The following is a 24160-nucleotide window of genomic DNA, read 5'->3' on the forward strand; positions in this document are numbered from 1 at the left end:
CGCCGTCATAATGGTCATCGAGCCACCCACCCGTCGCTGTTGCTGCAAAGCGGACATGACGCATGTGACAACGCGGGTCGCAGTTGCGCCAAAAGCCGCCATTCCGCCCCATGCGGGTGATTAGATCACGAATTCCTCCTCGTACGTCTGTGGCTCGGGAACGACAGTAACCTCCACCGGAACGATCCAATTGGCCGCGTAGCTCTCGCAGTCGGAACGCTGGAGGTCGGGCTGCACGCACCCCGCCCCATCGATCGCGCGACATCGCAGTATATATCGCCCCACTTCTTCAGGGGTCCACATGTACTCCCACAAGCGCCATGCAAAGGGACGTTCTGTTTCGAGGAGCCTTCCCTCGCGCCAGCCCCTGCCATCTCCGGTGCAGACCTGCACCTGCCGGATAACAGCCTCTCCGCTCCAGGCGGCTCCGAAAATCCGATACGGTTGGCCGGCGATGAGACGCGCCCCCTGCACGGGACGCGCGATCTGCGCTTTGACCTCCATCTCCGCGAGGGGGACCAGCCTGGGTTCCCCGAGGCTGCGCTCCCAACGGAAATAGTCGCGCGCCTGCCAGTAGCCAAGGAACGGTTGTTCCACAACCGTGATATCAGTGATCCACTTGACCCAAGCCATGCCGAACCAGCCACCCACGACCGCGCGTAGCGGGTAGCCGTGATCGCGCGTCAACGGCTCCTCGTTCATCGAATAGGCAAGGATCGTGCTGTCAGCGATGGCCTTCTCAAGCGGTAAACTGCGCGCAAAAGCGATGGGGCCGGGAGAAGCCGTTTTCTTGTTCGCGTCGACGACGCCGCTGTCTGCGCCTACGAGCAGAACCTCACGTGCGGTTCGCTTGACGCCCGCCATTTCTAAAATCTCGCGCAGAAGAACACCTGTCCACGCAGCATTGCCGACGGCTCCGTTCTGCCACTGCAACCCCTCCTTCGGCGGCACATAGTAGACGCGGCCGTTCCCTGCGCACTCGACGACGGCGGTGAAAGTCGTGCTCCGCATCGCCTTGATGCTGTCGAGGTCAAGTTCGATCGGCCGCTCCACCGCCCCGCCAACGCGCAATCTCCAGTCTCGCGCATCGAGGTCCGGCGACGGGAAATGGTTTCGCACGAAGAACAGCTCGGTTGGGATCAGCCAATCGGAGAGCGACGCAAACGGAAACTCGATATTCTCAGGGGATTTCTGTCGAACTATTAGACTGGGTTGCTCTGGTGTCGGCATCGTCCTCGTCTCCCCTTCCAAGAGCACAACGTTGGCACTCGGTCGCGCGAATTCCGGTTCGATCACACCGCCCCTCGCAGTGCGTCTGTCGCGTTCCGCCTTCGGGCCGGCATTCTAGAGCAATTCCAGGAAAAGTGCGAAGCGGTTTTCCCAGGCAAAGCGCGAAGCGGTTTTGCCGGGAATTGCGTAAAAACAAAAGGATAGAGCGGTTCTGCGCTTCCGTTAAAAGCTGAACCGCTCTAGCATATACCGCACGTTCCTCGGATCGACCTCGAACGGCAGCAAAGGGCCCGGATGCTGCTATGGGCCTACGTCTCTTTCGCGCCCGCTTGTCGTTCAGGCACTACCGCTGGAGAAGACCAGCAACATATTGTTGGTCGGCATCTCGATCGTCTCGCGGAGATTAAGTCCAGCGGCCTCACCCACTTGTTCAAGATCAGCGGTATCACGCACCCCCCAGGATGGGTTGCGCTCCTTTAGAGCCGCGTCGAAAGCAGCGTTCGAGGGGGCGTTGTGTGCCCCGTCGCGCATGAATGGGCCGTAGAGAAGAAGAAGCCCACCAGCGTGAAGCAAACGGCCGGCTCCTGCGAACAATCCTAAGCTTGCCGCCCACGGCGCGATATGGATCATATTGATCGACACGATGGCGTCAAAATGCCCCGTTTGTTCGACGCCCCATTGTCCTGAGCACACCTCAATATCCCGCGGTGCCAGCACATTCTTCAGCCCTGCAAATTTGATCCAGCTAGACGTGCTGGTGCGGGCGTCGGCATCCGGATCGCTCGGCTGCCAGGTGAGGTTGGGCATTGCTCCCGCAAAACACACGGCGTGCTCGCCGGTCCCGCATCCAATCTCCAGCACGGCGCCACGTGTTGGAAGGACACGTTTTAGGACCGCGACGATCGGCGCCGAATTTCGCGCAACGGAAGGTGAGAACATGCGCTGGTCGGCGCTTATGTCGCGCTGTTCCAGCGCAACAGGCGAACGGTCCTTCTTCTCTGGGGGCATTGGCCTTGAATCCCCTTTGGGCGATGTTTCCCACCTTATAGCTGAAATGATGGGACAGAAACCAAGGATTTCGGACTTACGAAGGGGGTCGCCGGCGCGTGCGTTCGGCCGAGGGCGACCGAACGTCCACTTCGCGTCAGAAACAGACTTGCGAATCGCATAAGTGTGTGCTTATGTGTGTGCATGATCGAGAATGACATTTTCCGAGCCTTGGCTGACCCTACCCGCCGCGCGATCTTCGAGAAGCTGGCGGCGGGCGGCATGAACGCCAGTGCCCTGCGTGAGGGCATGGAGATCAGCCAGCCGGCAATGTCGCAACACCTCTCGGTTTTGCGGAGCGCAAAGCTCGTGAGGGAAGAACGGCAGGGGCGTTTCGTGAATTACGAAGTCGATCCGGAGGGTCTGGCTCTCATCGCACAATGGTTGGCGAAATATCGCGCCTACTGGCCTGCCCGCATCGAAGCTCTCAAGGTCTTGCTGAAGGATATGGACCAATGAACGATGGAAAGGCCAAGGAGCAGAAAGACGGCATCGAACTGGAATTCGATCTGGATGAACCGCCGCAAAAGGTCTGGCGTGCCATCAGCATTCCGGAATTTCGGGAAAACTGGTTGCCGAAAGACGCTTTGGCCGATCCCGCCCCGGTCACCATCACACCTGGCGAGGAAGTCCGTTATAACATGCGCGACGACGCTCCACCTTTCCTTGAAAGCACGGTGACGTTCACGATCGTCCCGAACGCGACCGGCGGCACCCGCCTGCGCATTATCCACGAGCTAACCGACGCGAGGCTTGACCGGATGGCCAAAACGGCCGCGAACAGCAACAGTCCGACCCTCATGCTCGCCGCCTGACGCGGCAAGCTCTCCCCTTTAATTTCCGGAAGATTGGAGTTCGCCGATGCGCGAAGCGATGCAACTCGTCCCTATGGTCATAGAACAATCCAGCAGAGGGGAGCGGTCTTTTGACATTTACTCCCGCCTTCTGCGCGAACGCATCATCTTCCTCAACGGCGAGGTCAACGATAGCGTTTCCGCTCTGGTCTGCGCGCAGTTGCTGTTCCTTGAGGCCGAGAATCCAAAGAAGCCGATCAATCTTTACATCAATTCTCCGGGCGGCGTCGTGACCAGCGGCCTCGCCATGTACGACACCATGCGCTTTATCCGCGCGCCCGTTCATACGCTTTGCATGGGGACAGCCCGTTCTATGGGATCGTTCCTGCTGATGGCAGGCGAGGCCGGCGGAAGAGCTGCTTTGCCCAATGCCAGTATCCTCATTCACCAGCCATCCGGTGGCTTCCAAGGGCAGGCTTCCGACATGATGATTCATGCCGAAGAAATTCTGAAGACCAAGCAGCGCATGACGCGGCTCTACGCGGAGCATTGCGGACGCTCCTATGAAGACTTTGAGCGCGGGATGGATCGCGACCGCTTCATGACGGCGGAAGAAGCATTGGAATGGGGTCTTATCGACCGTATTCTAACGGTTCGGGAGGACACGGACAGCCTATAGCCTGTCGCGAAACTTCAACTTTTGCGACAGAGCTTTGCGGCGAGAATGCTCGAACGCTTTCAGGAAAGACCTGTAAACGCTCACCCTGTTTGGCGGCTTTCCGATCACGCTATCTGGCGCATAAGGAAGGGCTGAAATGGGGTGGCAACCAGACGGTCGGCTTTGGCGCGCCAAGTCGTTAAAGCCGAGTGGAAGGGCAACGCCGGCCTATAGTGGCTTTCGGAAGAACACGACGCGCTGCGTCTCCTCAAATCCTAAAGCGGTATGGAGCGCATGGCTGGCTGAATTCTCAAGCGGCGCGTCAGAGCCAAACTCAACACACCCAAGCGACTTCCCCCAATCGGCAACGGCATTGCAAAGCAATCGTGCGATACCCTTTCGCCTGTCAACGGGCCGGATATAAATCCCTTCGAGGAAGAGAACGGGCGAGCTGCTGCATCCATTCACATAATCATGTCGCAAAGTGGCCTCAGCAAACCCGACAGCGTCATTCGCAGCATTTCGAGCGATGAACGCGACGGCTTCTCCACTTTCTGAAAGAAACGCCCGGCTCAACTCCGCCCGATGATCTTCGAGCGAGTGATGCGGCCACAGCGCAACGCGAAGCTCCGCCCACGATTCAACATCCTTTATGGTCCCAATCTCGATAATCGATTCCATGGTGTGGTTCTCTTTTGTCGCGAAATTCCCGATGAAAGCGACACATGTTTTCCTGACTTTTGCACCCTCGCAGAGTAGACGGTTTTGCGATGCCGGCAATGTCCGCCATTGGCGCGAAGCGGCCGGCCTCACTCGTAACACCGCAAACTCCTCGCCGCGAGGCCGTGTCGTCGCCGCTGATATCGTCTTGGAAGAACTGAGCTTTGTGCGCTCAATCCGCCTCTAATGGAAATGCCGGGTCTTCACCGTAAGCGGTGTTTCGGTCCCACGTTGCCCTGCTCGCCCTGAGCTGTGATCGACTCTCCCAGGACGCGCAACGGGAGTTTCTCCATGGAGACTAATGGGCGACCGCCGCAGCGTTGCTGGCCGGAATTTGCAAAACCTGCGCCGGCCCCGGATCGGACAGGCACTATCGGTCAGATTCCAGTTCTGCGGCGCAAAACGATCGTGTATCGTTCCAGTGCTGAAAGGGAGACGTCGATTGGGCAAGCTCGACAGCAGGGTGGACGCCGTCTTCGCAGATATGGACGTGCCACAGCACCCCGGCGCGGCGTTGCTCGTCATCGACCGTGACGAGATTGTCTACAGCAAGTGTTATGGCCTCGCTGATCTTGAGACCTTGCGGCCGATTACAACCGACACCTCGTTTTATCTGGCCTCGATCTCCAAGCAGTTCACCGCAATGGCGGCCATGTTGCTGGCTGAGCAGGGGAGATTGAGCTTCGACGACCGCCTGTCTGTCTATTTCCCGCAGCTTCCCTCATGGAGTGCGGAAATTTCGCTTCGCCATTTGCTGCACCACACTGCCGGTCTGCCCGATTATTTTCAGCTATTCAGCTCCAGTGCGACGGTCTCCAAATGGACCCGTGACATGACGGACGTTACCAACGCGGCCGTACTCGACCGGCTCGTGACGGCTGAACCAGATTTCGCTACGGGGGCAAAGCACGCCTACAGCAACACGGGTTACGTGATACTCTCGATGATCGTCGCGATGGTCTCCGGTCAGTCCTTTGCCGACTTCCTGAAAGCCAATGTTTTCGATCCGCTTGGCATGGAGCATACCGTCGTCTTTGACGCCTCCCGTCCCGCGCGCTACAAGCTGGCTCATGGCTATTGGGATGAAAACGCTCGGTTCGAGCGCTGGGATTATCCCCTGCTGACAACGGGCGACGGCGGCATCTTCTCGACGCTCGACGATTTGTTCCTTTGGGACCGAGCTTTGAATACCGAACGCCTCGTCTCGAAAGCTACAATGGATGAAGCCTTCACCTCCGGTGCAACTCATGACGGGGAGACTGTAGGCTACGGCTTCGGCTGGATCACGGATGTCTCGTCATATTTGACGGAAGCCGAACCCGAACAACTACTCACACTTGGCGGGGCTGGTCTGCGCTATGTCGCTCATGGTGGAAACTTGGTTGCCTACAACAACTATGTCGTCCGCTTCCTCGATACTCGGCGCACAATCATCGTGATGACCAATCACCGTGGCGTTCCAGGTCCACGCATCCGAGCGCATCAGGTCGGGCAAATCCTCTTCAGCGAATGAGGACTTGCATATCGCCTCTAGAGGTGAAGGCGAGACAGTTTCACCCACGCAAAGAGTCCAGGCAGGGCGGAACCGTTGCTGCGGCTATCGGTTAATCCGTCGAGGTCGTGGCGTGCCAATCGGACGTGACGGAGATGGTGAACGCACCGGTTTTTCCGATTTCTCGGTGCGGGCGGAAACGCCAGGAGAGCACCTTACCCGTTCGCCGCGACCTCATCCCGCAGAACAGGATTTCGCGATGATCGAACCCGCCAACCAGGGCCACACATCGATCACTGTCTCCTACGCGCGGAAGCCGCCGCCTGCCCATTAAAGGCGGTGGAACACGCGAGCGACGATGCTCCGTGTGGATCGATCAGAGGAGGAGAAGGTCATGAGCAAAAACAATTGGAAGGCCGGGCTTCGCGCGAAGCTGGAGCATCTCGTCGACGACTGCGTTGTGGCCGGGGCCAGGCAGCAGGACGTCTTCGATACGATTATCACGGAGATCGGCAATTTGCGCGCAGCCCTTGAGCGCGATCCCGACCCTGCGGAGGACGACACTGCCGTCATAGAGGAGCCTGCGAACGATTGGCCCGCGGCCGACAAGTGACCTGAATCAGATCGAGAGGGGCACGTGACCTCCTGGGGACGGGGGCTTGTGGAACCAACTGACGCCGCGGAAGGTTATAGTCCTGTCGCTTGGCAATCGGTTTAGCTCGACCTGCGAGACGTGATTGCCCGCGCCGGCCGCTCATCATTCACAAGGGGGAATTGCTATGGAAAGTGCAGGTATCGGCTGGATCGCCGCAATCATCATCGGCGGCATTGCCGGCTGGCTCGCCGAAATGCTTATGAAGAGCAACATGGGCGTGCTGATGAACATCATTCTCGGTATTGTCGGCGCCATCGTCGCCAACTTTATCCTCTCGCTCTTCGGCGTCGTCCTTGGCGGATGGCTGGGTTATCTGATCGCGGGCTTTATCGGAGCCTGCATCCTCATCGCTATTGCGAGAATGGTCAGACGAACGGCCTGATCAAACAGGAGGCGGCTTCGCAAACCGGCCGCCTTCATCACGTTTTCGGGTTGCGCTCACGCGTGGTCGTCCGGCGTTCACGGATTGACCCAGCGGGAGGAAGTCAGCGTGCCCAGTTTGTCGTAGGCAAAGACTGCGCGTCGGTTGTCGGCGTGGCGCAGCTGGAACCAGTCCAGCGTCTCGGCCCGGAATATCAGCACCCCGAAGAAGGCCCGTCCATCGGCGTCTCCGACCGCTGCCTCGCTTACCGGCCGCTTGCCGATCTCGTCGCCGGGCGGCCCGCCCATGTAGGTGCTGCGCGTCGATCGCGGCAGCAGGCTCCAGGCTTCAGTCGCGCACTCGCTTGCCGGTCCATTGAGTTCGGCCGATCCCTGAAGGCGAAGCTGCACTTTCGGCTGCGGCCCATAGCCGAGGATGGTGACCAAGGGATTGGCCGATATTTCCTGCCATTTCGGGCTTCTGACATCCGTATGGATTTCCAGGACGCGCCGCGCCACATCCACGCGCCGCAGCACGACCATGCGGGCCTGCGGCCGGCCGCCGGCATCGACCGAACAGAGGTTCAGATAGCGGAAGGCCGACTGCGGATCGGCGGCAGCACCTTCCAGCTCGGCCCAGGCCGATGCATCGACCTCAGCGAGGTTCACTGTGTCGCCTCCGCCTCAGCCTTCTTGATCTCGCCGGCCTTGACGTTCCAGTTGAAGCACATCGCTGTTCTCCTTGGCGTTGAAGCGATCCTGTCAGACGGACCGGGTAAGGCCGCCGTCGATCTTGAGGCTCTGGCCGGTGATATAACCCGCCCCATCGGAAACGAGGAAGGAAATCGTCGCGGCCACTTCGGCGCTGGTGCCGTAGCGCTTCATCGGCACGCTGTCGCGGCGCTCCTCCGTCGGCGGCAGGCTGTCGATCCAGCCCGGCAACACATTGTTGATGCGGATGCCGTCGCCCGCATAGGTATCGGCGTAAATCTTGGTGTAGGCGGCGAGCCCGGCGCGGAAGACCGCCGAGGTCGGGAACATCGCCGACGGTTCAGCCACCCAGGCGGTGGAGATATTGACGATTGCGCCCGACTTCTGCGCCTGCATGATCGGCGTGACCAGCCGAACCGAACGGATGACGTTCATCAGATAGACGTCGAGGCCGGTATGCCACTGTTCGTCGGTGATCTCGGTGATCGGCGCACGGGGACCGTGACCTGCGCTGTTGACGAGAGCGTCGATCCGACCCCACTTATCCATGCATGCGTCGACCAGGCGCTTCAGGTCGTCGTTGGACTGGTTCGAGCCGGTGACGCCGATGCCGCCCAGTTCGTTGGCAAGCGCCTCGCCCTTGCCTGACGAGGACAGGATGGCGATCTTGAAGCCATCGGCCGCCAGCCGCTTGGCGGCTTCCGCACCCATGCCGCTGCCGCCAGCCGTAATGATCGCTACCTTTTCTACTGTCATCGTCGCTATCCCTATTCGATTTTGCACCCATTGCCGGGCTCTAATCCTTCGAATACCATGGGCTTCAAGCGAGAGCGAACCAGTTTTCGTGAAATATCCCAGTAGAAAAACTATCGGATGTCCATGTCCATCGGTAATCTTCCGTCCCTCAACGGCCTCAAGGCCTTCGACGTGGCGGCGCGTCATCTGAACTTCCGGCTCGCGGCCGAAGAGCTCGGCGTCACCCAGGGAGCCGTCGCCCAGCACGTGCGAGGGCTTGAGGCGGAACTCGGAGTGACATTGTTCGAGCGCCTGCCGAAGTCATTGGCGCTGACGGGCGAGGGGCGAAGCTATGTCGCCGACGTCAGGCGCGCCTTCGAACTGCTTTCAAACGCGACGGCGAACCTGAAGCCTCAGCCGGTCAAACTGGTGGTCAGCACGACACCGACCTTCGCCTCGAGGTGGCTGATCCCGCGTCTTCCGGATTTCACCTCGAGGCATCCCGATCTCGATCTCCACATCCTGGCGACCGACCGCATTTCCAGCTTCCAGCTCGACGGCGTCGATCTTGCCGTGCGATATGGCAGCCCTCCCTTCGGTCCCGGCCTCGCCGCCGAACTGCTGTTCGAGCAGGAGATCATCGCCATCTGCAATCCAAATCTCGTCGCCGAGGGAGCCGAGCCTGAGAACGCGGAAGAACTCTCGAATTACACGCTGCTTCACGATGCCCATAATTCCTGGCCCGAATATATCGATCGCTTCCTCGGCGGCGGCGATCCCACGCTGTTTCGGGGCATCAGCTTCTCACAGACATCGCACGCGATCGAAGCTGCAATCGCCGGGCAGGGCATCGCTACGGCAACCCGCGCTTTCGTCTCGACCGACATCGAGGCGGGCAGGCTGAGGCAAGTCTTCGACGGCGCCCTCAGGGCGAGGTCGCACTTCTATCTGGTGAAGCCGCGATATCGGAAGTCTGAAGCAGTCGAAAAGCTTCAGGACTGGCTGCGGTCAAAGGTGGAGAGCTGACGGTCGGACAGCCATCGCTCAAGGAATGGACCAACTGCGGCAGGTTTGCGCCAATTGCGGCCTGAGGTTGTATTTTGAGATGAAATGATTAAATAAGCGGATAGCCGAAGGAGGATACAGGTGGCGCTATTAAGGTACGTTTCAATCTTTGCAGCGGCCTATTTTCTGATGGCGCTCATAAGCACGGTGATTTTTGGAGAACCGCGGTGGGGAGGTTGCTTCATACTTCTGCTGTTCGCCGAGTTTTCGCGTCTCTTTACGGTGTGGTTCAACTTCGCTTTGCGCGGAAAATAGCACCGACGTTATGGCAGCTTTGGGCCGACAGGTGAGGATGCTCGTCAGGATCGCGTCCAATTGCGGACGGTCACTGCCGGTCCACCGCTTCACCTCGTGCACAACGCAGCATTGCGAGCCACTGAAAGTAACCTGCGACGATGATGAGCGAGAGTGCCAATCCTAGTGCAATCCATAGCAATAACATTGGTGTTGGATCAGTCCCAAATGAAGGCATGCTCCATAGAACCCAAAGCGGTCGGACTATGCAGTAGACAATGTAAACTGCAAATAACTTGGACAAGTAGCTCCAAAACCGACGGTCGAATGTCTCGATGTCAAACCCATAGGTTATGACGGCGGCAACGCCAAAAAACTGCATTACGCCGCCGACTAGCATCTCAACAGTGGGCTCGTCGGTATAGAGAAGATAGATGCAATCTAAGAGGTAGAGAGAAAGCGCCCCTGCAAATAGCTTCCACAGCATGATGTGTCCCGAGGTTTGCCGATTATTGAGGTGGTGTCGCCCTGTAATATCAATTTTTCCGAGCATTCAACCGCGAACTTTGAAGTGTGGTAAACGCAATCGCAAAGGTCGCATTACGGCCATGAACGTCTGCTTCGGGCCAACAGAGGCCGGTGGCCCCCACGTGCTGATATCCCCGACAAGCTCCCGACCTTCTCGGGCGTCTCTTGACCTGCACCAGGAGTGGGCGAAGGTCGAAGCGATCGCCGACTGCGCCGGCGCACCGCCCGCTGTGGGCACTGTCTTCGTTCACCTCTGGGGCTGCTACTCCGATCCTCCGGCTGCCGAGCAGATCTGAGTTCAAAACAGGCGGTCGACGCATCGCTCGGACTCCCACTGCCTGAGGAAATTCGCTTCCCGGGCAATCCAGCCGACCGTCTCGCTTCCCCATTCCTGTGCCCGGCTTGCATACTCGCCCATCAGCCAGATGTGGCGAACGATTACAAACCGATGGGCGGCTTCGAAGTCGTCCGGCGTGATCGGCCGGACGGCCCGATAGGCATCGACGAAGGCGTCCCACATGGCGGTCGACCTTCGCCCGAAGGATATTTGCGCCCACAAAAACACCGACAAGTCGTAGGCGAGGTATCCCGGACCGCCGTCATCGAAGTCGAAAAATACGGCTTCGCCGGCATCGTTGATCCGCGCATTGAAGCCGTGGCAGTCGCCATGGCAATAAGTCCAGCTCAAATTGGCGAAGGCTTCAATCGCCTTTGCCGTCCGCGCCGCGATGTTTTCAAGATCGCTGCGGACCTCGGCGTCGTCCACGACGCCGCTGTCGCCTATGCGGGCGAGCGGGAGATGCAGCAAGTGTTCGAGGTCAAGCCGATAGAGCGCTCCCTCCGGCTGGAATGTCTCGGCGGCGTTGTGCAGCAAAGCAAGGGTCTTGCCGTTGGCCCGTGCATCGCCGGCATCCGTCGCATCCGGCTTGCGGCCGTCGATCGCCCGGAAAAGCACTGCCTGGCGCACGCCCTCCGGCGCCTGTCCCTCAACGAACAAGCTGCCATCGCGTGTCGGGATGGGTGCTGCGACCGGAACACCCGATTGCGAGAGATGCGCCAGGAAAGCTGTTTCGGTCCTGACGTCGGCTGGACCACGCGCGCGGCGATGGGAAAGCCGGAACACATAACGCTCGCCCTTGCTCCCGAGGGCCAGATACACATCATTCAAGCCGCGTTGCAGCATCCGGCAGGAAACCGGCCCTGCTGACGGATAGTGCTGATCGATGAACTGTTCGATAGCCGCAACCTGTGGGGTCGAATAAAGCGGATCGAAGTCGAGCATGGGCGCTGTACCATCGGGCTTTGCTGGAAGGCTGCTTCCGCGGTGAGAAGACCATAGAGGCGGGCGTGGCGCACGCCTGTACCATTGCAATAAGCTGCTGATTGAATAAGGTGAAGCACGCTATTTATAAAACTATGAGATGAAAAACAAAATGCTGGGTTCGCGATTTTTTCGCGCACAGGCGAACCTCCGTCGGCAGCGGCCATTGGGGGCTATGCTGCTCTATCTCTTTGTTTTCACGCAATTCCGGACGGAAAACCGCTTCGCACTTTTCCTGGAATTCCTCTAAGGGCGATTAGTCCGTCTTCGGTTGCACGGGAAGCTGGCCGTAAGCCGTCAGGATGGCCTTGATCAGGCCCGGGAAGCGTTCGTCCAGCTCGGTGCAGCGCGTTTGATTGCGCATCTCCACACCCTGGCGCTCGCTCAGGATCAGCCCGGACTCGCGCAGCACCTTGAAATGGTTGGACAGCGATGACTTTGGAATGACGCGGTCGCCGAGATCGGCAAGCGCGGAGCACGTCCCGCCACTGCTGGCGCCGGCAAGCTTTGCATAAATGGCAACGCGCTCCGGATCGGACAGCGCATAGAGGATCGCCTCGGGCTTGATGTCCTCCAGGGCTGGGTGAAAGAGCGGTCTCATGAATTTTATATAGCGTCCCTTGACATCGAGATCAACAGTTCCGAATTTCTGAACTATGGAACAAGCCTGCCAATCCCGGCGGCTATCCAGATCTGAAGGAACGAGAAATGGCTAAGCTCACAGGAAAGGTCGCTGTCGTAACGGGCGCCTCCAAAGGCATTGGCGCTGCGATTGCCAAGGCGTTCGCGGCGGAAGGTGCGCAAGTGGTGGTCAACTACGCTTCGAGCAAGGCGGGAGCGGACGCCGTGGTCGAGGCGATCGGCGCGGCCGGTGGCAGAGCCATCGCGGTGCAGGGCGATGTTTCGAAGGCCGGTGAGGCACAGGGACTGGTCGATGCTGCGGTCAGGGAGTTCGGCAAGCTCGACGTGCTGGTCAACAACTCGGGCGTCTATGAATTCGCGCCGATCGGTGAGGTGACCGAGGAACAGTATCGTCGCATGTTCGACGTGAATGTTCTCGGCGTTCTCTTGACCAGCCAGGCAGCGGTCAAGCATCTCGGCGAGGGCGGTAGCATCATCAACGTCTCCTCGGTGGTCACCAGCCTAGGGCTGCCGGCCTCGGCCGTCTATACCGGGACGAAGGGAGCCGTCGAGGGCATCAACAGCGTGCTCGCCAAGGAACTCGGCACGCGCAAGATCCGCGTCAACGCCATTCTGCCGGGCATGGTCGAGACTGAGGGCACGCACTCGGCCGGCGTCATCGGCTCGGATTTGCAGCAGACCATGGTTGCCCAGACGCCGCTCGGCCGCATCGGCCAGCCGGACGATATCGCCGACATTGCCGTCTTCCTCGCTTCCGACGATGCCCGCTGGCTGACCGGCGAACGACTGGTTGCCAGCGGCGGTTTCCGCTAGCGCAGGATGGTTTAAGGCCGGGTCGGCCTCAAACCTGAATCTTGTTCTGAATTAAACTGCTAAAGCGCGTCGCGCTCTTTCAGATCGCTCCTCGCGCTTTAGGTCTTTATTTTACGCATGTCGTTATCGCAAAACCGCTGCACACTTTTCCGCGACATGCTCTAGCTGTGGCGATGGTGTGCGTGCGCCAAGCCGCAATGCGGGCTGGCTCGGCGTCTTGGAGATTGGCCCGCCGCAGACGGCTAAGCCACCGTCGGGTGTTCAATCGCTTGACGCATCTCCTGGACATGCCGCGCCGGCGGCGCGCCAAATTGCCGAAGATATTCGCGGCTGAATTGGGAGGCGCTCTCGTATCCGACCGCGAACGCCGCATCCGACGCGCTATGGCCGCCCGCTAGCAACAGTTGGCGGGCTTCCTGCAATCTGAGCTGCTTTTGATACTGAAGAGGACTGAAGCCAGTGATCGCCAGGAAATGGCGATGCAAGCTTGCGCGGCTCATCCCGCTGGCATCGCAAAGGGCTTCGATGCGAAGCTGCGCGTCGGGGTTGTCCCTAATCCACGCGATGGCGCGCCGGACGCGGGCCAAGGCGCCTTCAGGCCGTGCGATCTGACGCAGCAATCGCCCCTGTGGGCCCTGCAGCAACCGGTAGAGTAGCTCGCGCTCGATCATCGGGCTGAGAATGGGAATATCCGCCGGATTATCGAGCAACGACAGCAACCGGAGCAAGGTATCGCGAAGCGGAGCGATCATTGGATTGACCGCGACGCCCATGCCTTTCTGATCGCTCTCTCGTACGGAGGGCATGGTCGCAGCCAGCTCTGCCAACAGCCCCGGCTCCAGGACGAGTGAGACCGCGACATAGGGGCGACCCTTGCCGGCATCCAGGATCTGCCCAGTCAGCGGTAGGTCGAGAGCGCTGATGAAATACTGCGCGCTGTCGTAACTCAGAAGGGTGTCGCCGATTGCAACGCGCTTAGACCCTTGCAGAATGAAGCAGATCATCGAGCGATAAAGGCAAGGCACCTTGCCCGTGGTGTCTTGTCCTACGAACATGTCGAGGCGGGGGATCAGTGTGTCCGTCGAGCCCGTCGCGGCATGACGCAACACAATGTCCAGATGCGGCGCGAGATCGTCTGTCATTTCTCCAGTGTGCCACGGCCCCGCGAAAAAGCAAAGGTTTTGAGACAATCAGGCAAGAGGTTGAGCCGATCGGGCGTGTTCCCAACCCGGCGTTTGCCTATCTTGGATCCAACAAAAGCGCCTGAGGGCGCCACATCCGAGAAAGGCAGCCATGACCCACCCTATCGCACTTATCACCGGCGCAAGCCGCGGCCTTGGCCGCAACATGGCCCTTCACCTGGCCAGGCGGGGGGTCCATATTATCGGCACCTACCGCAATGGTTTGACCGAGGCCAACGCCTTGCGTCAGGAAATAGAAGCGCTGGGCGGCAAGGCGTCGATGCTGGCGCTCGATGTAACCGACACGGCGAGCTTCCCGGCATTCGTTGGCGCCGTCACCGAGACGCTCAGGTCGGACTTCCACCGAGATCGTTTCGACTATCTTGTCAATAATGCCGGCAACGGCCTGTTCTCGAACTTTGTCGATGCGACCGAGGAGCAGTTTGCTTCCCTGGTTTCTACCCATCTACAGGGGCCGATTTTCCTGACCCAGAAGCTTCTGCCGCTGATCGCGGATGGCGGGCGCATCCTGAACGTCTCGTCCGGCTTCGTGCGCTTCACCTTGCCGGGATACAGCCTCTACGCAGCAATGAAGGCGGCGGTCGAGGTGCTTTCACGTTATCTGGCTGTGGAGTTGGGTGAACGCAGGATTCGCGTCAACGCCATCGCGCCGGGCGCCATTGCAACCGATTTTGGTGGCGGCGCAGTGCGCGATAATGAGGGCGTGAACGCATACGTGGCGCAGGGCATCGCGCTGGGCCGCGTCGGCCTGCCGGACGATGTGGGCGGCGCCGTCGCTGCGATCCTGTCCAACGACATGGCTTGGGCCAATGGCACTACGTTCGACATCTCGGGAGGACAATTGCTTTAGACCAGGCAAGTGCTCCCCAGATTGTGGTTATCGAGAGGCCATCATGACGACCAGCAAGCTCACCCTCATCAGCCATCCGCTTTGCCCGTTCGTTCAGCGTGCGGCGATCGTCCTTTTGGAGAAGGGCGTGTCGTTCGACAGGATCGACGTCGATCTCGCTGACAAACCGGACTGGTTCCTGGCGCTTTCTCCGACAGGCAAGGTGCCCTTGCTGAAGGTGGAGCGGGCGGATGACAGGGACGCAATCCTGTTCGAAAGCATGGTGATCTGCGAATATCTCGAAGAGACGCAGGGCGGCGGCAAGCTCTACTCCGAGGATGCGCTGTCGCGCGCACAGCAGCGCGCGTGGATCGAATATGGCACGGCGACCCTCGCCGAAGCCTGGCAATTCCTAAACGCCAAGGATCGTGCGACCGCAGACGCCAAGCGGGCAGCGTTCCGAAACCGGCTAGAGAGGCTCGAGGATGTGCTTGACCAGGGGCCCTACTTCTCTGGATCGACGTTCAGCATGGTCGATGCGGTGTTCGCGCCTCTGTTCCGGTATTTCGACCTCATCAACCCGACCGTGACGCAGATGATATTTCAGGGTCTCCCACGCGTATCGCTATGGCGTGAGGCTTTGGCATTACGAGAGAGCGTCGTCGCGGCCGTGGGGCGGGACTACGGTCGCCGTTTCAAGCAACATCTGGCCGAGCAACAAGCGATCTTGGCCGATTGATTCCCCCCAAGCCCGCTTTCGCTCTCTCGGTGTCTTGACCCGGCGGCGCTCCGAAGAGACGCTTGTACTCACGGCTGAACTGCGAGGCGCTTTCATAGCCGACCGCAAACCCCACCTCGGCTGCACTCACCTGGTTCGCGATCATGCGACGGCGGGCCTCGTGGAGCCGGATATATTTCTGATACTGAAGCGGGCTGACGGCGGCAACGGCTTTAAAGCGGTCGTAAAAGACGGATACGCTCATGCCCGCGAGCGCAGCGACCGCCTTGAAATTGAGGCGCTCGGTGTAGTGGTCGCGGATCCAAGCCATGGCCTTTCGGATGTGCAACAGGCGCGAGTCAGATCCGGCAATCTGACGGAGCAGGCCGCCGTGCGGTCCCATCAGCAGCCGAAACATGAGCTCGTGCTCCAGAGACTGAGCCATGACCGGGATTTCGGTTGGGCGATCGAGTAGTTCCAGTAGTCTTCCCCAAGCGCCCAGAAGCGACGCGCTCGCGGTGCTAACGCCGTATCCCGATTCAATCGGCAACTCTGGTATCGCTGCCATTTCAAGCACGAGATCCGACAGCAGGGCTGGGTCCAAAAACAGACCGATTGCGAGAAACGGTTGATCCTCTGACGCCTCACAGATCTGACCCAACGCAGCGATCTCAGCGGCGACGATCATGCTTTGACCAGGGCCGTACTCAAACATCTTGTCGCCGATAAACATGCGCTGAGTTCCCTGGATCACCAGGGACGCCGCAGGATCGTAGATCAGCGGGTCGATCTCGGTTGTATGGTCGAGGGTGTAAGCGAACAGTCTCGGCAGTTGAGGACTCTGACGGCCAGCGTGGCGCACCGCCATGGCGCGGATTTTGTCGAGTTCGCTCATCAAGGCATCTTAACTCGATTGCCCAGAATTATCAATCATTCCGGAAAATCAGGCAATGGTGGCGGAAGATCTGGCATCGTGGCGTCGCGATTCAAAGCCTATCTTCAGGCTCAACACCGAGGCCATGAGGCTTCTAAATCACCTACGAGGAACTGCCATGCCCAACCCAATCGAAACTGTTTCGGCTTTTTGCGCCACGTTCGTTGAAGACGGCGGAAGGCCAGCCGTCCGTCGCTGGTTCACACCCAACACGCGCTGGGTCAACGAAGGCGTTTCAGTCACGAACGGCGTCGAAGAGGCTATCGCCATGATCGACGGACTGGAGACGTCGATGGGCATCTCGACGGTCCATATCGACATGCTCGCGATTGCCGCCGACGGATCTCGCGTTCTCACCGAAAGGCTCGACCGGTTCGAGCGTGCCGACGGCAGCGAAATCGGACGCGTGATGATCATGGGCATTTTCGAGATCGAAGGTGACAAGATTGTCGAGTGGCGGGACTATTTCGACGTTACAGCCGTCCAGAAGTTCTCTGCCGTCTGAGACGCCTGCTTGTGAACGATGGGGCTGATCGCGGAGATTATTGTCTCCGCGATCAGCACAACGCGCCCAATTAAACTCTCGACGAAAGGCCGTAATCCTGCCCGCGGAGATGGGTCATTGTTCCAAAGATCGACGAAACCTCCGCTACGCTGGTCGTCTCCGCTGATGTCAAATCTTCTGCATTGAGAAATGGAGGCTGTTCAATGTGGCATGCGCTCATAGCCCTGGTCGTTGTTATGTTTTCCACGGTTGCCTGGTCGCCGATCATGTCCGGATGCGTCGCTGTCCTTGCTCCAAGCTCACCCCACGCTCCGTCCTCCTCGGGCTTGACCCGAGGATCCACACTCTCGCCTCCACCGGCGGCGAAGCGCGTCGCGATCTTTCAGATTCGCTTGTCGCTTTAGGCCTTTGTTTTTACGCATGTCGTTATCGCAAAACCGCTGCACACTTTTGCGCGACATGCTTTAGTAGGGCGAGACGCACGCCCGTCGCCGACCGTAGTAGGGCTGGAACGTGTTGTCGTAAGCCCTGTAAGACCGGTAGCGCGCATAGCACCAGCTCGTATGTCCGTTGCCGCCACTATAGACCTGGCGGTAATAGCGCGGCGCGTAGTAGCGCGGACGGTAAAGAGTCGACCCGTAGTAGCGCGGAGCACCGTAATAGGTGGATCCGTAATAGCCCCGGTCGTAGTAGCCCCGATTGTAGTACCCTTGACCGTAGTAGCCTTGACCGTAGTACCCTTGACCGTAATACGGCTGCGCCAGCATTCCGCCGATGATTGCGCCGGCCGCGAGCCCGCCGAGTCCCCAGGCCCAGCCGTTGTTGTGACCACCGTGTCCATGCCCGTAGTAGCCGCCATGGCCGTGGCCGCCGCCGTGATGTCTGTACTGGACCGGCTGCGCCTGTGCGCCTTCGATCTTCGGCACGGCAATGGTGGGAAACGCCATGGCCGGCGGGACGCTCGTCAGCGCCGTCACCAGCGACAGGGTAACGATTGCTAACCTATTCATTGGCTCATCTTTCCTTCTACAGCACCGCGCGTCGAAGTCGGCGCGCAAGGACGTTTCAGTCCTCTAGGTAAACTGATCGATTTTACTCTAAAATTGACTTTGATTCGAGGAATTATGCATGAGCAGGGCAGCTTTCTTCGAAGGAGGGGCCCGGCGAAAGCACGCCCCACCCTCCGTCATCTCATCTGAGCCGGTGGGCGCTCCATGAATCATGCGGCGCGGGGTCATCCATGACGCCGGCAAAGCGCGGTCATCACCGGCCGATATAGGCGGCCAATTCGTCGGCCGTCCCATTGGGGAAGGCCTGCTTGAGAAAGTCCAGGAACGCCGACACGCGCGCGCTGAGCAGCCGCCTGGAGGGGTAGAGCGTCCAGAGGGCGATCTCGGGGCCGTCGATATCCCCCCAATTGACCAGAGTGCCGTCAGCCAGGTCGTGGCTCACCAGCGAAATGGGAAGACGTCCTGCACCGACGCCGGCGCGTACCGCATCGCGGACCATGATGAGCGTCGCCAAGGTGAGCACAGGTTCGATCCTGATCGTCGACCGGCCGCCTTCTGTCTTCACCTGCCATGTTTGGGCTTCGCCAGCGCCGCGCGCAACGCCGGGAGCGGCAAGTCCACCGGTCGGGCGGGGAAGCTCGGGGCTTGCCACCACCACCAGCCGGTCGCGGAGAAACGCCCGTCCGACCAGGCTTTCGTCGGGATCCGGATTGACCCGGATGACCAGATCGTAGCCTTCCTCGATCATATCGACAGGCCGGTCCTCACTCGTCACCTCAAGCCTCACCTCCGGATATTGGAGGGCAAAGCCCGCAGCGATCCTGCCCATCGCGGTCTGGGAAAAATGCAACGGTGCGCTGATCCGCAATCTTCCCTTGGGCTTTTGACCGCCCGAGGCAATTGCCGACGCCGTCTCGTCCAGTTCGGCGAGCAACGCCCCTGTCCGCTCGAACAGCGCCCGTCCTTCCTCGGTGAGCTTCAGGTTACGCGCACCCCGTTCAAACAGCCGCAGAGCGAGGCTGCTTTCCAGCTCGGCAACACGCCGCGACAGGGTTGCCTTCGGCCGGCCCGTCGCCCTTGCCGCTTTGCCGAAGCCACCATGGCGGGCAACGAGATTGAAATCGGCAAGCGCAAGAAGATCCATGAGTGTTCCACCAGCGAGACGGCGTGTCCAAAATTGCCGTCTATCGGACTACCAGTGAACCACACATATTTGACGTGTCAAGCAACCCAACACGGAGAAAGACCATGACCATTCTCGTTACCGGCGCCACAGGCAATGTCGGCCGCCAAGTCGTCGAGCACCTCGTCAAGCGTGGCGCCGATGTCCGCGCTCTTGTCCGCGACCCGTCGAAAGCCGAATTCCCGGCTGGCGTCAGCGTCGTGCAGGGCGACTTCCTCGACGTCGATGCCCTGCGCAACGCCATGTCCGGCGTGCCGACCCTGTTCCTGCTCAACGCCGTGGTGCCGGACGAATTCACCCAGGCCTTGATTGCGCTGAACGTCGCCCGATCGGCCGGCATCGAGCGGATCGTCTACCTCTCGGTGATCCACGCCGACCTCTATGTGAACGTGCCGCATTTCGCCGGAAAGTTCGGGGTCGAGCGGATGATCGAGCAGATGGGCTTCAAGGCGACCATCCTGCGCCCGGCCTACTTCATCCAGAACGATCTGACGGTCAAAGACGTCATCACCGGCTACGGCGCCTACCCGATGCCGGTCGGGCCCAAAGGTCTCGCCATGATCGACGTGCGTGATATCGCCGAGATCGCCGCCCTTGAGCTGCTGCGCCGCGAACAGGCTGCAGAGCCGCTGGCGCTCGAGCGGATCAACCTCGTCGGTCCGCAGACACTGACCGGAGCCGATATCGCCGCCATCTGGTCAGACGTGCTCGCCCGCCCGATCCACTACGGCGGCGATAATACCGAGGGCTTCGAGCAGAATCTCAAGCAGTTCATGCCTGCCTGGATGGCCTACGACATGCGGCTGATGGGCGAGCGCTTCCTGACTGACGGGATGCTGCCTGAGGCCGGCGACGTCGAGCGTCTGACAAAGCTGCTCGGACGCCCGCTGCGCTCCTATCGCGCCTTCGCCTCCGAAACCGTTGCCTCCGCCTGAGGCAGCAACAGCGATCTCAAAAGGATTGTCACCATGATTTATTCCACAGCCACAGTTCCGGTGAACCCGGAAGGCGAAACCCTTTTGACGCGCGCCGAGGCCTGGCAAGGTCTCGAACGCAAGGCACGCGACGCCCGGCTCTTTCTTCCCGCCGGTCTCTGCACCCGTTGCGATGTCGTCGAGGAAAGCCCGACCCACTTCGTGCGCGAGGCGACGATTGCCGGGCAGGATCTGCGCGAGATCATCACCCTCGAACAGCAAAGCAAGGTCACCTTCTTTCAGGCGGCGGGGCCACGCGAGGGAGCGATCATCAACGAACTCTTCGAGGATGAAGAAGGTCAGCTGCAGCTGCGCTTCTACTGCTATCTCGGCCTGCGCGGCAAACAGCCGAACGGCCCGGAAGAGCAGGCCGAGCAGGCGCAATTCGATGGCGAAACGGGCTACAGGGCCGCCCTGCTGTCGACGCTGAAGCGGACCCGCGAGCTGCTGGCAGAGGGAAAGCTCTAAGCCACGACGGGGCGGCTGGGCCTTGATAGATCCGGCCGACCGGCCGCTGCGTGGAAATGCTGGAGACGCTGAAATAAGGTAGAGGTCACATCCATTCCCCTGGCAATAAGGAGAGGCAGCAGGGCGTCGGATTTCCACCGGCGCCCTTGGCTTTATCACAAGGAATGTTGATCAAGCGGCCTTTGCCGCCGTCACGGCGGCGAGCAGAATGCCGGCGGTCTCCACCGATGAACCGGGGTTCTGCCCGGTGATCAGCAGGCCGTCCTGGACGGCATAGGACGACCAGTCATCGCCGCTGGAATAGATGCCGCCGTTCTCCTTCAACATGTCCTCGACGAGGAACGGCACCACCTGGGTCAGACCGACGCCGTCTTCTTCGGAGTTCTTGAAGCCGGTGACTTGTCTGCCCTGAACCAACGGCGTGCCGTCGGCAGCCTTGACGTGGCGCAGCACACCCGGTGCGTGGCAGACGAAGGCGACGGGCTTGCCGGCCTGATAGAGCGATTGGATGAGAGCGATCGAATTCTTGTCTTCCGCCAGATCCCACAGCGGGCCATGGCCGCCCGGATAAAAGACGGCATCGTATTCGTCATGGGAGACCGAAGCGAGCTTTACGGTCGAGGCGAGCACGGCCCGGGCATCCGGGTCGGCATGGAAGCGACGGGTCTGGTCGGTCTGGAAGCCGGGTTCGTCGCTCTTCGGGTCAAGCGGCGGCTGTCCGCCCTTGGGCGATGCGACGGTGATATCGGCGCCGGCTTCGAGGAAGGCATAATAGGGGGCGGCGAACTCTTCGAGCCAGAAGCCGGTCTTCCGGCCGGTGTCGCCCAGTTGGTCGTGCGAGGTGAGAACCATGAGGATTTTCATCTGGAGATCCTTTCGAGACAGATGTCATCGGTTGCTTTCTATGAGGGGATCATGCCTCGGCCATTCTCATTCCTGAAATTTATTTCTTTGATTTCAGTTATGCGTTCGGCAATATATCTGGATGAAGTATGACCTCAACCTTCTCCCTGTCTTCGTGGCGCTCATGGAAGAGCGCAATGTCACGCGCGCAGCCGAACAACTGGGCATGACGCAGCCAGCCGTCTCCAACGCCTTGAACCGCCTTCGCGAGACGCTGCGTGATCCGCTGTTCATCCGCGAGCGCTATGGCATGAAGCCGACTGAAATGGCGCAGGCACTTGCTCCAGTGATCCGCGGGGCCTTGGCGAGCCTGGATGATGTCATTCTCGGTCAGCAGGCGTTCGATCCGGCGCAAGCGACACGGCAGTTCACCATCGCCCCGAACAGCTACGTCGAGTTCGTCCTGATGCCGGTGATCGTGGCGCGGCTGCGCGAATGCGCTCCCGGGATCAGGCTTCGCCTGACGCCCTTCGGCAATGATCTGGCCGAGACCGGCGCGATCTCAGGGGCGACGGAAATGGTGCTCGGCCGGATCGTCGAGCCGCCTGATAACATGGTCGTGCAGCATCTCATGGATGATGGACTGGCCTGTGTCGTGCGTAGAGATCATCCCGAGATCGCCGAAAGCATCTCAGAGGAACAGTATCAACGGATGCGGCATGTGAACGTGCTTCCACCCGGCCGGATGCGCGTCGGCCTGTTCCAGATGCTGCAGCAGGCCGGTCTCAGGCGCGACGTCTCGGTCTCCGTCACCCATTTCCTGGCCGTCCCGGAAATGGTGGCCGTCACCGACTACTGCGCGACACTGCCCCGGCTGATCTGTCAGCGCCTTGCCCGCGACCCGCGTCTCAAAGTCCTGCCCGCGCCGGTCGATCTCGGCAGCTTCCCGGTCGAGCTGGCATGGCATGTCCGCTATCGAAACGATCCCGCCCATCGGTGGTTGCGGTCATTGATATCAGAAGTGGCAAAGGATGTTTCCGACGCTCCGGTGGCAGAAGCGATGGCTGGAAACTGAAAACGCGTGTTCGAGACCTCTGCGAGGCCTTCATGGGCGAAACTGCGGGGCAAAAATCGGTGTTGATGACACCCGATTATGTTGGGATACGTCGCTGTTCCCACTGCAGACGCCACCCCGCGCTCCGTCATCCTCGGGCTTGACCCGAGGATCCACTCTGGCCTCCTCGATCAGCAGCGGGCATGGATCCCAGGCTCAGGTGTACGGCCTTGATACATAGCTGACAGATGTTCGGAGACATGCCTGACACTTCCGGAATGATTTTTCGGGAGGTCGGCATGGTTTGCCGGTCGCTGCCGAACCTCAGGGCATCGGCGGCATCTTTTCGAAGTTCGCCACGTCCGGGTCGAGCCGCTCCCGGGCATTGCCTCCCACTACGACCGGGAAACCGCTCCCGTCCGTGACGGGATTTAGGGCCGGTTTCCTTTCAGCGCTTCCACAAAACGGATGACGTCACCGACCATTCTGTCGTTCAAGATATCGTTGTGACCCGCACCGTCATAGATCAACATCCGCTTGGGCTCGGGTGCGATGCGGTACAACGCCTGCCCTGAAGAAAGCGGGATGCTATCGTCAAGCCGGCCGTGGAGGAACAACTTCGGTTGTCTTACTTTGCCTATGTTGAGGTCCGAGCGAAAGGGATCCTTGAGAAGAACCTCGACCGGGAGGAACGGATAATGCGTCTGCGCAACCGACAGTACCGACAGGTACGGAGACACAAGAATGACGCCCGTGGCCGGCCTCTTCGCGGCGGTATTCACGGCGACGCCAGTGCCAAGTGACCGGCCCAGCACAATGATCTCGCTTCCGCCGTGTGCCGAAAGCCAGTCGAACGCGGCGATCCCGTCTGTCAGCAGGCCCTGCTCGCTGGGTGAGCCGGTCGATCCGGGATAGCCGCGATAGGAAATCGCCAGCAATCCAATCCTCCGCGGGGTCAGCGCCTGGGCGAGAAACGCGTAATTGTCGAGGCGGTCACCGTTTCCGAAAAAGAGGAGCACGCAGGGCTTGTCGCTGTCGCCCTGGCTGTACAGTCCCTGAAGCATCTCTCCGTCGGGCGTCTTGATGTGGACCGTCTCGCCCCAACTCGCGTGCTCCGGAACAGGTGTGGCGCCGGCTCCGGGGTAAAGCAGGGCTCGCTGAGACAGATAGATCAGACCCACGAGCGCCACGTAGGCGACGACCGCCATCAGCGGCAAGATCAGCAAGTACCTTGTAGCGCTCACGACAGACTGTACCCGCCGGTTTGGCAATGACCAGAACGCTATGCGGCAACCGCGGCCCGTTGCGGCGTGGTGTGCTCAGCGCAGCGGCAATATAGGCACAAAGCGTTCCTATGGAGAAGAGGCTCGAGAAACGACGATCGTGCTCGACGAAACCTCGGCGTTCCTGCCTGCAAAAGGGTCCTTCGCCCGTG

The 24160-nt window shown here is 60.1% G+C and carries 29 protein-coding genes; 15 read left to right on the forward strand and 14 right to left on the reverse strand.

The annotated features are described in order from the left end of the window. Positions 1-120 precede the first annotated feature (120 nt). Positions 121-1230 carry a sulfite oxidase gene (locus CUJ84_RS04015; protein ID WP_245457523.1) on the reverse strand — a complete coding sequence of 370 codons (1110 nt, stop codon included), beginning with the start codon at positions 1228-1230 and terminating at the stop codon, positions 121-123. A gap of 336 nt (positions 1231-1566) precedes the next feature. Continuing rightward, positions 1567-2238 (reverse strand): DUF938 domain-containing protein, encoded by a 672-nt coding sequence (locus tag CUJ84_RS04020; protein ID WP_105005274.1) that lies wholly within the window; start codon positions 2236-2238, stop codon positions 1567-1569. A 183-nt stretch (positions 2239-2421) separates the two neighbouring features. Between CUJ84_RS04020 and CUJ84_RS04025 the strand changes: the two genes are divergently transcribed. The 3 genes from CUJ84_RS04025 to CUJ84_RS04035 are packed head-to-tail and all read left to right on the forward strand — an operon-like array spanning position 2422 to position 3750. Continuing rightward, a complete protein-coding gene (locus CUJ84_RS04025; RefSeq protein WP_003546150.1) occupies positions 2422-2736 on the forward strand; it encodes an ArsR/SmtB family transcription factor in 315 nt (104 codons plus the stop codon). Continuing rightward, positions 2733-3092 (forward strand): SRPBCC family protein, encoded by a 360-nt coding sequence (locus tag CUJ84_RS04030; RefSeq protein ID WP_105005275.1) that lies wholly within the window; start codon positions 2733-2735, stop codon positions 3090-3092. Before CUJ84_RS04025 ends, CUJ84_RS04030 begins: the two co-directional genes overlap by 4 nt. Positions 3093-3138: 46 nt before the next feature. Next, a complete protein-coding gene (locus tag CUJ84_RS04035; protein ID WP_003557365.1) occupies positions 3139-3750 on the forward strand; it encodes an ATP-dependent Clp protease proteolytic subunit in 612 nt (203 codons plus the stop codon). A gap of 207 nt (positions 3751-3957) precedes the next feature. On the opposite strand, the gene aac(6') is transcribed toward CUJ84_RS04035, so the two are convergent. Continuing rightward, positions 3958-4410: an aminoglycoside 6'-N-acetyltransferase gene (aac(6'), locus tag CUJ84_RS04040; RefSeq protein WP_105005276.1), complete on the reverse strand. Its 453-nt coding sequence runs from the start codon at positions 4408-4410 to the stop codon at positions 3958-3960. Between the two features lie 481 nt (positions 4411-4891). Here aac(6') and CUJ84_RS04050 point away from each other — a divergent pair, with 481 nt between their 5' ends. The 4 genes from CUJ84_RS04050 (at position 4892) to CUJ84_RS04060 (ending at position 6978) form a co-directional block, all read left to right on the forward strand. After that, the gene (locus CUJ84_RS04050; RefSeq protein WP_105005278.1) at positions 4892-5962 is read left to right on the forward strand and encodes a serine hydrolase domain-containing protein; all 1071 of its coding nucleotides are present in this window, start codon (positions 4892-4894) and stop codon (positions 5960-5962) included. A 112-nt stretch (positions 5963-6074) separates the two neighbouring features. After that, positions 6075-6275, forward strand: a complete 201-nt coding sequence (locus CUJ84_RS37850; protein WP_158686904.1) for a hypothetical protein — start codon at positions 6075-6077, stop codon at positions 6273-6275. Between the two features lie 60 nt (positions 6276-6335). Further along, the gene (locus tag CUJ84_RS04055) at positions 6336-6554 is read left to right on the forward strand and encodes a hypothetical protein (protein WP_105005279.1); all 219 of its coding nucleotides are present in this window, start codon (positions 6336-6338) and stop codon (positions 6552-6554) included. Positions 6555-6720: 166 nt separating this feature from the next. After that, complete coding sequence (locus tag CUJ84_RS04060) at positions 6721-6978, forward strand: GlsB/YeaQ/YmgE family stress response membrane protein (RefSeq protein ID WP_017993268.1); 258 nt, start codon at positions 6721-6723, stop codon at positions 6976-6978. A gap of 77 nt (positions 6979-7055) precedes the next feature. Here the strand turns inward: CUJ84_RS04060 and CUJ84_RS04065 are convergent, their stop codons facing one another. Both CUJ84_RS04065 and CUJ84_RS04070 read right to left on the reverse strand, forming a co-directional pair. Continuing rightward, positions 7056-7625, reverse strand: a complete 570-nt coding sequence (locus tag CUJ84_RS04065; RefSeq protein WP_105005280.1) for a pyridoxamine 5'-phosphate oxidase family protein — start codon at positions 7623-7625, stop codon at positions 7056-7058. A 93-nt stretch (positions 7626-7718) separates the two neighbouring features. Then, a complete protein-coding gene (locus CUJ84_RS04070; protein WP_105005281.1) occupies positions 7719-8423 on the reverse strand; it encodes an SDR family oxidoreductase in 705 nt (234 codons plus the stop codon). Positions 8424-8540: 117 nt separating this feature from the next. Between CUJ84_RS04070 and CUJ84_RS04075 the strand changes: the two genes are divergently transcribed. Then, positions 8541-9428, forward strand: coding sequence for a LysR substrate-binding domain-containing protein (locus tag CUJ84_RS04075; RefSeq protein ID WP_105005282.1), 888 nt, complete (start codon positions 8541-8543; stop codon positions 9426-9428). A gap of 364 nt (positions 9429-9792) precedes the next feature. Here the strand turns inward: CUJ84_RS04075 and CUJ84_RS04080 are convergent, their stop codons facing one another. The 3 genes from CUJ84_RS04080 to CUJ84_RS04090 all read right to left on the reverse strand — a co-directional run bounded on the left by CUJ84_RS04080 (position 9793) and on the right by CUJ84_RS04090 (position 12151). Beyond that, positions 9793-10188 carry a hypothetical protein gene (locus tag CUJ84_RS04080; RefSeq protein WP_018495374.1) on the reverse strand — a complete coding sequence of 132 codons (396 nt, stop codon included), beginning with the start codon at positions 10186-10188 and terminating at the stop codon, positions 9793-9795. A 339-nt stretch (positions 10189-10527) separates the two neighbouring features. Then, on the reverse strand, positions 10528-11511 hold the full coding sequence (locus tag CUJ84_RS04085; protein ID WP_105005283.1) for a phosphotransferase enzyme family protein: 984 nt from the start codon (positions 11509-11511) through the stop codon (positions 10528-10530). A 295-nt stretch (positions 11512-11806) separates the two neighbouring features. Then, positions 11807-12151: an ArsR/SmtB family transcription factor gene (locus CUJ84_RS04090; RefSeq protein ID WP_105005284.1), complete on the reverse strand. Its 345-nt coding sequence runs from the start codon at positions 12149-12151 to the stop codon at positions 11807-11809. Positions 12152-12258: 107 nt separating this feature from the next. On the opposite strand from CUJ84_RS04090, the gene CUJ84_RS04095 reads away from it, so the two are divergent. Then, positions 12259-13005 (forward strand): glucose 1-dehydrogenase, encoded by a 747-nt coding sequence (locus CUJ84_RS04095; protein ID WP_105005285.1) that lies wholly within the window; start codon positions 12259-12261, stop codon positions 13003-13005. Positions 13006-13247: 242 nt separating this feature from the next. On the opposite strand, the gene CUJ84_RS04100 is transcribed toward CUJ84_RS04095, so the two are convergent. Continuing rightward, a complete protein-coding gene (locus CUJ84_RS04100) occupies positions 13248-14147 on the reverse strand; it encodes an AraC family transcriptional regulator (RefSeq protein WP_105005286.1) in 900 nt (299 codons plus the stop codon). Between the two features lie 151 nt (positions 14148-14298). Here CUJ84_RS04100 and CUJ84_RS04105 point away from each other — a divergent pair, with 151 nt between their 5' ends. After that, positions 14299-15057, forward strand: a complete 759-nt coding sequence (locus tag CUJ84_RS04105; RefSeq protein WP_105005287.1) for an SDR family NAD(P)-dependent oxidoreductase — start codon at positions 14299-14301, stop codon at positions 15055-15057. A 43-nt stretch (positions 15058-15100) separates the two neighbouring features. Beyond that, on the forward strand, positions 15101-15775 hold the full coding sequence (locus tag CUJ84_RS04110; protein WP_105005288.1) for a glutathione S-transferase family protein: 675 nt from the start codon (positions 15101-15103) through the stop codon (positions 15773-15775). Here the strand turns inward: CUJ84_RS04110 and CUJ84_RS04115 are convergent. After that, on the reverse strand, positions 15732-16649 hold the full coding sequence (locus CUJ84_RS04115) for an AraC family transcriptional regulator (protein WP_105005289.1): 918 nt from the start codon (positions 16647-16649) through the stop codon (positions 15732-15734). The genes CUJ84_RS04110 and CUJ84_RS04115 overlap by 44 nt on opposite strands. 55 nt (positions 16650-16704) lie before the next feature. Between CUJ84_RS04115 and CUJ84_RS04120 the strand changes: the two genes are divergently transcribed. Further along, positions 16705-17193 carry a limonene-1,2-epoxide hydrolase gene (locus CUJ84_RS04120; RefSeq protein ID WP_245457524.1) on the forward strand — a complete coding sequence of 163 codons (489 nt, stop codon included), beginning with the start codon at positions 16705-16707 and terminating at the stop codon, positions 17191-17193. A gap of 464 nt (positions 17194-17657) precedes the next feature. Here the strand turns inward: CUJ84_RS04120 and CUJ84_RS04130 are convergent, their stop codons facing one another. Further along, on the reverse strand, positions 17658-18203 hold the full coding sequence (locus CUJ84_RS04130; protein WP_105005291.1) for a BA14K family protein: 546 nt from the start codon (positions 18201-18203) through the stop codon (positions 17658-17660). A 253-nt stretch (positions 18204-18456) separates the two neighbouring features. Continuing rightward, positions 18457-19347 carry a LysR family transcriptional regulator gene (locus CUJ84_RS04135; RefSeq protein WP_105005292.1) on the reverse strand — a complete coding sequence of 297 codons (891 nt, stop codon included), beginning with the start codon at positions 19345-19347 and terminating at the stop codon, positions 18457-18459. A gap of 104 nt (positions 19348-19451) precedes the next feature. On the opposite strand from CUJ84_RS04135, the gene CUJ84_RS04140 reads away from it, so the two are divergent. After that, positions 19452-20321, forward strand: a complete 870-nt coding sequence (locus CUJ84_RS04140; RefSeq protein WP_105005293.1) for an SDR family oxidoreductase — start codon at positions 19452-19454, stop codon at positions 20319-20321. A 33-nt stretch (positions 20322-20354) separates the two neighbouring features. Further along, positions 20355-20828, forward strand: a complete 474-nt coding sequence (locus tag CUJ84_RS04145) for an AtaL-like protein (RefSeq protein ID WP_105005294.1) — start codon at positions 20355-20357, stop codon at positions 20826-20828. Positions 20829-20999: 171 nt separating this feature from the next. On the opposite strand, the gene CUJ84_RS04150 is transcribed toward CUJ84_RS04145, so the two are convergent. Beyond that, positions 21000-21692, reverse strand: a complete 693-nt coding sequence (locus tag CUJ84_RS04150) for a type 1 glutamine amidotransferase domain-containing protein (RefSeq protein WP_105005295.1) — start codon at positions 21690-21692, stop codon at positions 21000-21002. A gap of 121 nt (positions 21693-21813) precedes the next feature. On the opposite strand from CUJ84_RS04150, the gene CUJ84_RS04155 reads away from it, so the two are divergent. Next, positions 21814-22746, forward strand: a complete 933-nt coding sequence (locus tag CUJ84_RS04155) for a LysR family transcriptional regulator (RefSeq protein ID WP_105005296.1) — start codon at positions 21814-21816, stop codon at positions 22744-22746. Between the two features lie 410 nt (positions 22747-23156). Here the strand turns inward: CUJ84_RS04155 and CUJ84_RS04160 are convergent, their stop codons facing one another. Beyond that, positions 23157-23969, reverse strand: a complete 813-nt coding sequence (locus CUJ84_RS04160) for an alpha/beta hydrolase (protein ID WP_105005297.1) — start codon at positions 23967-23969, stop codon at positions 23157-23159. Positions 23970-24160: the final 191 nt, after the last annotated feature.

Origin of the sequence: Rhizobium leguminosarum (genome assembly GCF_002953715.1) — a bacterium.
Lineage (GTDB): Bacteria > Pseudomonadota > Alphaproteobacteria > Rhizobiales > Rhizobiaceae > Rhizobium > Rhizobium leguminosarum_V.